The sequence below is a fragment of the Alkalihalophilus marmarensis DSM 21297 genome, assembly GCF_000474275.2.
In the GTDB taxonomy this organism is placed as follows: Bacteria; Bacillota; Bacilli; order Bacillales; family Bacillaceae_D; genus Alkalihalophilus; species Alkalihalophilus marmarensis.
Map to the genome: position 1 here is coordinate 1 of NZ_ATAE01000071.1, position 9,266 is coordinate 9,266.

The 9,266-nt window shown below is 34.5% G+C and carries 6 protein-coding genes; all 6 read left to right on the plus strand.

The window, feature by feature from the left end; translation table 11 throughout:
- Window positions 1–697: 697 nt before the first annotated feature.
- The gene (locus tag A33I_RS19180) at window positions 698–1,312 is read left to right on the plus strand and encodes a TetR/AcrR family transcriptional regulator (RefSeq protein ID WP_022629929.1); all 615 of its coding nucleotides are present in this window, start codon (window positions 698–700) and stop codon (window positions 1,310–1,312) included.
- A gap of 167 nt (window positions 1,313–1,479) precedes the next feature.
- A complete protein-coding gene (locus A33I_RS19185) occupies window positions 1,480–2,793 on the plus strand; it encodes a GntP family permease (protein WP_022629930.1) in 1,314 nt (437 codons plus the stop codon).
- Between the two features lie 22 nt (window positions 2,794–2,815).
- Complete coding sequence (locus A33I_RS19190; protein ID WP_022629931.1) at window positions 2,816–3,766, plus strand: 3-hydroxyacyl-CoA dehydrogenase family protein; 951 nt, start codon at window positions 2,816–2,818, stop codon at window positions 3,764–3,766.
- Window positions 3,763–5,301 (plus strand): ATP-dependent acyl-CoA ligase, encoded by a 1,539-nt coding sequence (locus tag A33I_RS19195; RefSeq protein WP_022629932.1) that lies wholly within the window; start codon window positions 3,763–3,765, stop codon window positions 5,299–5,301. The genes A33I_RS19190 and A33I_RS19195 overlap by 4 nt, the downstream gene beginning before the upstream one ends.
- 291 nt (window positions 5,302–5,592) lie before the next feature.
- Entirely contained in the window at window positions 5,593–8,685 is a 3,093-nt protein-coding gene (locus A33I_RS19200; RefSeq protein ID WP_022629933.1) for a P-loop NTPase fold protein, read from the plus strand.
- A 503-nt stretch (window positions 8,686–9,188) separates the two neighbouring features.
- Window positions 9,189–9,266, plus strand: a 78-nt coding sequence (locus A33I_RS21550; RefSeq protein WP_420796767.1) for a hypothetical protein, incomplete at its 3' end; no start/stop codon positions are given.

Genomic DNA, 9,266 nt, shown 5'->3' on the forward strand with positions numbered 1-9,266 from the left:
TTTTTTTTGTATAGCTGCCTCTCAAGGCCACCTACATAAAAGGAATGCCATGGCCTACATTTTTAGTTTGCCATAAACAGGTAATTCATAATTAAAATATACCAAATATTTATAGTAGATGATGCATTCTAAGTCAATAGTTTAGATTAATCAGTTTCGCAGAACGTTGTAATCTTTCATTAAACATTTAATTTATATACGAAATATAGATTGGAACATATAGCAATAAATTCACTAAACCCTTATATATTTATCGGCCCTAAAAATTTAATATTATAATGAAGTATTTATACTAGTGAATTTACCCCCTATATGGACGGCATAATGTAAAAAAAAGCAAGCATTCTATGATCACATTTTAATCACAGAAATAAATCCTTAAAGTTTCAGAAAGTGAAGTACAATCATTTATTATCTTTAAAACTGCTACTAAGATAAGCTTTATTCGCATTAAGTAACTAAAGGGAACTAGTCCCTCCACTTTGATAGAGTGGAGGTCGTTGAGTCCAGTTCGGGTCATACGTAGGTACTTACAATGCTGTTTTAAAAATGATGTATTAATGTAACTAGATTCCGAAATTAACGGAATTTATAGCATTTACGTAATTTACTAAGTTGTAAGCCTATAATTCATAGACATATTCTGCATTTTTTCCACGTATAAATCTCTTACTAGAATTACTAGAGAGGTGTGCCTATGAACCGACGACAACTAAAGGGACAAGAAACCAAAAAACGTATTCTTAATACAGCCCTCAACCTATTTGCAAAAAAAGGCTTTCATAATGTAACGGTCGATGAAATTGTGCAACAAAGCTCTTCTTCTAAAGGTGCTTTCTATAATCACTTCAAATCCAAGCATGAAATCTTTCATAGTAAGTTTGAAGAAATTGACCAATTTTATGTATCTTTTGTTGAGAGTCAGCAAATACCAGTAGAGAATTCAATCTACCAGCAGCTCCTAGATTTTTTTGAGTTTCAGATGACATATATTCAAAAAGAGTTAGGACATGATTTAATTCGGACTATATATGAAAATGAGCTGACACCGGAGAGGGAAAGTTTCTTTGGAAATCCAGATCGTCCTTTTTATCAAATTTTGAACACCTATTTCATGGAGGGGCAACAGAGGGGTGAATTTCGTACGGATATTGAGGCTCCTTATATGACGCGTTGCATCGCCCGAGCGATAAGGGGGTTGCTTTATGATTGGGCTATTTTCAATCATTCTGTAGATATAGTTGAAGAATCGCAGAAATACTTACGCTATTGCTTGGACGGCTTTAGCTCTAAATTAGATAGGACCATTTAGATATTAACCACTGCTAGTGCAACTCTCGAGCAGTGGTTTTTTCTATGAAAGTATATTTTTCTGAAAATTACGCATATTTAGTGATGGTTTTAATATATTTGAAACAGACTACGGTCTAGATAGAACAGACTAAATTTTGTAAGCGTATACAAAAGGGAGGTTTTACTGTGGAGATTTGGGGCGTTATTGTGATTTTCTTGTCTCTTGGTTTATTAATTTTTCTAGCGCTGCGTGGGTTTAGTATCATCATCATTGCTCCTCTTGCTAGTTTGTTCGTAATAATTCTCACTCAGATGCCATTACTTGAATCACTTCAGGACACGTATATGTCTGGATTTGTGAATTTTGCTAAGAACTATTATTTAATCTTTTTGTTTGCTGCGCTATTTGGGAAGTTTATGGAGGATAGTGGCGCAGCGCGATCGATTGCGGAAAAGATGCTCAACTTGATTGGCAGAAGATCAAAGTTCAAAGCGATGATGTCGATAGTTGTGATCTGTGCCATTCTTACATATGGTGGGATTAATGTCTTCGTCGTGATATTCGCTGTTCTTCCAATTGCTAAACCATTATTCAGAGAGTTAAACATTCCATGGCATCTCTTCTTAGTTCCCTTCTTCTTTGGGATTGCGACTTTTACAATGACAATGCTGCCTGGTACTCCGTCAATTCAAAACATTATTCCGATTCAATACTTTGGTACCTCAACTATGGCAGCTCCTTTAATTGGGGTTGTTGCGACAATTACAGTAATCGCCGTTAATATTTTCTACATGCGCTATGCCTTACGTAGATCAGAGAAAAAAGGAGAAACATATTTTAATTCGAAAAACCTAGAGAAAACCAATAGTCCAGACGAAGATCCGTATGCATCTAAAAAGCTACCACCATTTTTATTAAGTCTGCTTCCACCAGCGTTTCTATTAATTACTTTAAATATTTTCAAAATGGAAGTTATATATTCCCTCATGCTTTCAGTCATTGTGTGTCTTTTCATATTCTGGCCTTACATTGATAAAAAGTTACAAACGATTAATGTTGGTGCAACTAATACCGTTCTCCCAATTGTCAATACGAGTGCCGATGTCGGCTATGGCGCCGTGATTGCAGCCTCAGCGGGATTTGCGGTTGTATCTGGTTGGTTAACAGATATTCCAGGAAGTCCGTTAATCTCCCTCTTTTTAGCAACGACATTCTTAGCAGGGATTACTGGATCAGCTTCTGGTGGGTTAGGGATTGCTATGGAAGCGTTGGGTGAAACCTATTTAAAACTCGGGCTTGATCCTGAAGTACTTCATCGTATTGCTACGATTGCTTCCGGCGGTTTTGATGCCCTGCCGCATAACGGTGCGGTTATCACAGCACTTGCTGTAGTAGGGTTAACTCATAAAGATGGCTATAAACATATTTTCGTTACAGCTGTTATTGCGCCAGTGGTTGCTGCCATCCCTGCTCTTATTATCGCGATTCTATTCTATTAATAATTGAAAGAGGTGTTCCAATATGTTTGAAAAAGTAGCGGTTATAGGGGCTGGTACGTTGGGTTGTGGCATTGCACTTTCCTTTGCGATGCACGGTCACCAGACCATCTTATCTGATATTTCATCAGAATCTCTCGCTATAGCGAATAAAAAGTCAGAACAGATTCTAGCCTTCTTTGAAAGAGAGGGCTACCCCTTAGTAGGGTCACAAAAAGAAATTTTAGCACGTCTCTCTTTTATTAGTGACCTTGAAGAGGTAGCCGATTGTGATTTCGTCACCGAATGCATTGTTGAAGACTTAAGTAGCAAACAACTATTATTTCAACAACTCGATCAACTATGCAAGCCAGATACAATCTTAGCGACAAATACCTCAAGTTTACGATTATCTGATATCATCGAGCGTGTTACGAGGCATAGATCTCGTATTCTCTTAACTCATTGGTTCAATCCTCCTCATATCGTTCCGCTTGTGGAATTACTAAAAGGTAAGGAGACGAGCGAAGAAGTTTATGAGCAAGTGAAACAGTTTTTAGAGGAACAGAATAAAGTAACTATTAATGTAAAAAAAGAGGTAGCTGGTCTTGTGGCAAACCGCATTCAAATTGCGATGGCTCGTGAGGTGCTAGCGCTTTGGTCAGAAGGGGTCGCTACTGCTTCAGACCTCGATGTGGCTATTACGAGTGGACCTGGCTTTCGTCTAGCGACAAGTGGATTGCTTGAGATTATTGACTTTGGAGGAGCTGATGTTTGGGCGAGGGTGTTGGAACAACTTCAACCTAAAATCGAAAGCAGTAAGACAGTTAATCCGCAGCTTCTAGAACAAGTTGAAACAGGAAAATATGGGGTTAAAACAGGTGAAGGTTTTTTTCAATACCCAGGTAAAAGCTTTGATGAGTATGCATTAGACCGAGATACGAAACTACTTCGACAACTCCTTCAGGTTATATCAGTTAAGGAGGATTCTAGATGAACGCTCAAACCATTCCAGCAGTCTTAGAAAAACAAATTACAGCTTTTAAGGATAAACCCTTTCTTCTGTATAAAAAAGAGTCTTTTACGTACGAGGAAGCTAACCAGCACGCTAATCAAATGGCTCACTACTTGCAGTCACACGGGATTAAACAAGGCGATCATGTTGCTTTACTTATGAATAATTCACCAACTTTTATTTTCACCTGGTTGGGTCTTGCCAAGCTTGGTGCAGTGATGGTTCCGATTAATACGTTTATCAAAGGGGAGAGTCTTTCTTATATTCTCTCGCAAAGCGAATCGCAGTTTCTCTTTTATGATTGGGAGTATGAAGAAATTGTCTTAGAGCTTGATCCTCCAATCTCAACGATACAAACAGATCACACACTTGAAAATATCACTGCTTTCTCGCTAGATTTTCAATCTGCGGAGGTCAGGCCAGAATCACTTATGTCGATTATTTACACCTCTGGTACAACCGGCTTACCGAAGGGTGTTCAACTTTCTCATTACTCATATGTCAACACAGGCAATCAAACACGTGACCGGATGCTTCTCGTTACTGAGGAGGATATTTTATATACATGTTTACCGTTATTCCATTGCAACGCTCAACAAATCACTGTAATGGGTGCGCTCGTCAGCGGAGCTACAATTGCTTTGTCTCCTCGATTTAGCGCAAGTCGCTTTTGGGAGGAGATACAATTCCACCAAGCAACTGTCTTTAACTATATAGGCTCCATTCTCACTGTGTTAAATAAGAGAGAACCATGCGATAGGGAGAAGAACAACAGTGTTACCCGTGCATTCGGTGGAGCAGCTCCAAAAGAAATATGGAGAGAATTTGAAGACCGCTTTGGATTAACCATCATTGAGGGCTATGGACTAACAGAAGTGGCAACAGTATGTTTATGCAACCATCCAGATAAAACACGAGTCGGATCCATAGGGGTGCCACTCGAACATGTCGATGTAACTGTTTTAAGAAACGATGGAACGCATGCGAAACCAAATGAGCTAGGGGAGATTGCGGTCCGTTCCAAAGTAGAACATACTATTTTTTCTGGTTACTATAAAAAGCCCGAGGCTACATCTAAAGCGTTAAAGAACGGCTGGTTTTATTCGGGTGACCGTGGTTATTACGATGAGGAAGGCTTCTTCTATTTTTTAGATCGGATGAAGGATTCTATTCGCTACCGTGGTGAAAATATCTCTTCCTATGAAGTCGAGCAAATCGTAAATAAACATCCACTCGTTAAGGAGTCAGCAGCGATTGGCGTTCCGTCCGAATTAGGCGAGGACGATGTGAAGGTCATTATTACGGTTAAAGATGTATCTACTTTTGATTATGAAGCGTTCATTCGCTATTGTGAAGAAAAAATGGCCTATTTCATGATCCCTCGATATGTTGAAATCAAAAAAAAGTTACCGAAAACAGCCACCGAACGAGTTCAGAAGTTTGAACTGCGCAAGGAAGGTATTGGAGAGTCATGGGATCGAGTGAAAGCCGGTGTAGTCTTATCTAAGCGGAAGTAGGTTGATACCACGACCATGAATACACTTTCATTCGATAAAAATTTAAAGGGCACACCAGGTGTTGAGCAAATCTATAATATGTAGTAAAGGTCTGATCATTGATGTCAGGCCTTTTTAATATTGAATCTTACACTAATTAACTTCTTATGAATAAGCATTTACAGTAACCTATAGATTTTTTTATATGATTTAAAATAATCCCACCCTGTTTAGGACCAGGTGTTATAATCGAAACAGTATGCACTAACAGGTTTTATAGATTGTATATTAAATATAGAAAAGGTGTAATAAATGAACAATTTCAACGACAAAATAACAAATATAATATTAGAATTTGTCTATGTTGTTAAACAGGTTAAGAATTTAAGCTTTGAATTTATTTACGATATAATACGAAATTATAATTCTATAATGTTGTTATGTACCTTGTTGCTAATAGTATGTACATATATTTGGTATCAGTTTAAGAAAGAGCAGGAGACGCCATTTACTCCTTTCCTCGTTATTAATATAATCAGCCATATAGCTTTAGCTTGTACTCTAGGTTATATATTAAAGTTTATAGATATAAGTAGGATGACCCAATTTTTAGATATCTATTGGTCCTTTGGATTTTATTTATTCTTTTTCTTCCTTATTGTATTAATAAAGGAATTAATTCAATTCGTAAAATCTTCAAATAAAATCACTCGAAATTTTGCTAGAGCTTATTACTTTCTGGGTTTATCCTATATATTTGCTGCGATTGCTTCCGATCAGTTAATTGTCGTAAATGACCTGTTATTAATAGTTTTATTTGTATTTGGTTGGATGGGATTGCAGTTACTATCCCAAGAAAAAAAAGTAAAATATGACGATTCAGTAGATGAAGAATCAGATGTTGAGATTACATCGTACAATCAATTGTTAGCGACAAGAAAAAAAGAATTTGCCAGAATAACAGATTTACTTAGGAAAAATAACTACGACGAGCCCTTTGCTTTATTGCTAAATGGAAATTGGGGAGTAGGTAAAACGAGCTTAATAAACGTACTTACCAAGAAGTTAGAAGATGAAGGAAACTTTAAGGTTTTTATTCAACCATTGATATTAGATACAACAGAGAAACAGATGGATTATTTTTTCGGTCAACTTGAAGAAATGTTAAATTCAAATGGGATCTATACAGGTAAGGACAGTCCATTTAAGAAATATGTAAATATCCTTTTTCAGACAATAAATACACTGAATATGAAACAAGTAATAAGTTTAGATGGATTACTTGATAGTCTGAATAATGATGAACAAATTGATTTTAGAAGTAGTAAGATAAGGTTGGAAAATGATATTCAGAACTTATTGATTAGTAAGAAATTAGAAAGAAAATTAAATAAACAAAGTCTAGCTGATAAGGAAGAAGAAAACCTGATATCCTCAGAAACGAAGAAGAAAATTTATATTATCATTGATGATTTTGATAGGGTAGAAGAAGAGACTTTTAAAAATACATTAGTTTTTATAAAAGAGTTAGTTAATTTTAAAGGTGTTAATGTAATTTTTTTAATGGATGAACAAAAGATTGAAAAGAATGAAAAGATTAATAGAGATTACTTAGATAAATTTGTTAACAGAAAGTTTCAACTATCTACGATTGGTTATGAAGAAATAATTAGTCATTTCAATAAAAACTTGGTAAGTAATGAAATAAAAAATGAATGGATTAAAGATATAGGTAATGAAATCAAAGAAAGTATGATTCTATATATTGAGAAGCTTACTGAAGATTTCGAAGAAAAAGTTGAAGAGATTCAACAAAACATTGAAAATTTATCTAGTAAAAATAATTCTAGTGGAGAAAACACAGATGGAGTAGCTGAGTCGGATAGATATGAAAAGTTAAATACGGAGATAAAAGAGCTTAAGAAAACTTATCAGATATTAAAAGATGGCATTTCAAATGTTAGAAGAATAAAGAAAATAATTAGAGAAATAAAAGAGCTATTAATAGAAATGGATCAATCGAGTTCAAAAAACGATAATTTTAAAATTAATGTAGAAAAGATTGACCGACTTGAAGAACTTATTGTTAGGGTTGCTATCTTTAAGATTCTTTATGGGGAACAACTGGATAAAATAATTCAACAGGTTGATTTTTTCAGTGTAGTGACAGATATTAAGCTTTTAAAGAATAAGGATCATTTATTAAGTACTTTTTTTATCAGCTTTGCCGACATTAGCTTTATCGAAGAAAAAGGTTTAAAGATGGATATTATGAGTGATTTTTGCAATTCATTAATGCACAATCGTTCATTCGAGGAGTTATTTGTCAATAAGAAAACGGTTAGTGAAACTATATTGTCTGAACTAGACAACAAAGCCGCAGAATTAAATATACAAGGTATGGAGGAAATTAAAGAATATTTAAAGGTCATTATGCTTAACAGTTACGGAGAAGATAATAATTTAGTCCAAGCAAGAATTGTTAAGTTAATCGATCATATCTTTACTCTATATCAAGAACAGTCTTTTCCGCTTGTTTGCCTATTTGAACTACTAGGAAAACCACAAAGAAATCCTCTTCTAGAAAATGAAATTTTCTTGGAAGGATTAATTGAGGTTTTGAGAACTAATCCAGAATTTCAAAATTCAAAAGATAAAAATGTATGTATACATTATGTTGAAGAAATTACAATTCATATTTTCTTAAGACATCAAAATGATATTCTAATGTTAATGAGACTACTCAATTTAAAAGTACCAACATATAGATATGAAAATTTTAAATCGGACCTAGGGGATATATATTCTCTTAAAGAAATGGTAGCAGCTATTAAGCGTATTTTTAATGAAGAAAACAAATCTATTTCGGATTTAGACTTTTTCAAAATGTGGTTTGAAAATTCAATAAGGGTAATTGAAAGTGAGAATAGAGAAAATATATATATTTTAGAGTCAGTTAAACACTATCAAAAAAGAGTAAAGGATTTCATGAAATTGTATCGGATAAAAGAAGAACTTCTTATGAGGTTGAAGAATACCTCAGTAGATCCAATTAGTAAATTTAGTGAGAAGCTTTCAATAAATTCATCAGAAGAACTGACTTGTGTTATAGAAGAACTTTATGAATTTATTTGTATTTGTTATAATCCTATAACTTCACCGCTTCTTAGAAGTTATAGTTCCATTTTAGTCTCGCTGGAAAGGTATACGAGGAGTATAGATTTTAATGATGATATAATAAACAAAGCCGAAGAATTATACAAAAGTATACCTGTTGATGAGTATGATGAGTTCTCAGATGAAAAACAAACATGGCTTTTCTGCACTGTAAAGCTAGGTGAAGTAAAGGAAAATTTTAAACAGAAACAGATACGATTAGAAGAACAAAACAAAGAAGATCTATAATAAATAACGAGGATCAGTTGGAGAAAGATGAAACATTAAAGAGTAATATTTTTGAGAGGCAAATCGAATATACACTTAAAAATTTCCTGTAAAGTTTAATGACTCTCCAATAGCCCATATTTAATGATGTAAATAATTCATTTAGAAATTACTATAGCCCAATGTTGTGAATATTGTTTATATGAGGTATTGAGAAAAAGCAAGCTAAGTGAGACAAGAGAAATAAGCGAAAGAAAAAAGATTAAAAAGGTAAAAACACCCATGAGAATATTGCTATCCTATCATTGAGCGCTACTCTAAATTGACCACAAATGGACCACACGATTAAATTATTAACAATAAACAAGGGTGAACTTAAGTAAATAAGTTCACCCTTTTTACATATTCAAATTGCCTAAAGTAAAGCGTTTGACCTTACAGTTTCATAAAGTTAATTGCTTACTTATATGCAAGGCATGATGCCTATTGTAGGATATAACTACGGAGCCAAGCAATACGATCGGATGCGAGAAACTATATGGCTAACATTAAAAGTCGTCGTAATCTCATCTGTCGCCATCTTTTTATCAATGATGATTTTC

Coding starts and splice junctions, on each gene's coding strand:
- A33I_RS19180 (WP_022629929.1), top strand. CDS start 698: ATGAACCGACGACAACTAAAGGGACAAGAAACCAAAAAACGTATTCTT.
- A33I_RS19190 (WP_022629931.1), top strand. CDS start 2,816: ATGTTTGAAAAAGTAGCGGTTATAGGGGCTGGTACGTTGGGTTGTGGC.
- A33I_RS19195 (WP_022629932.1), top strand. CDS start 3,763: ATGAACGCTCAAACCATTCCAGCAGTCTTAGAAAAACAAATTACAGCT.
- A33I_RS19200 (WP_022629933.1), top strand. CDS start 5,593: ATGAACAATTTCAACGACAAAATAACAAATATAATATTAGAATTTGTC.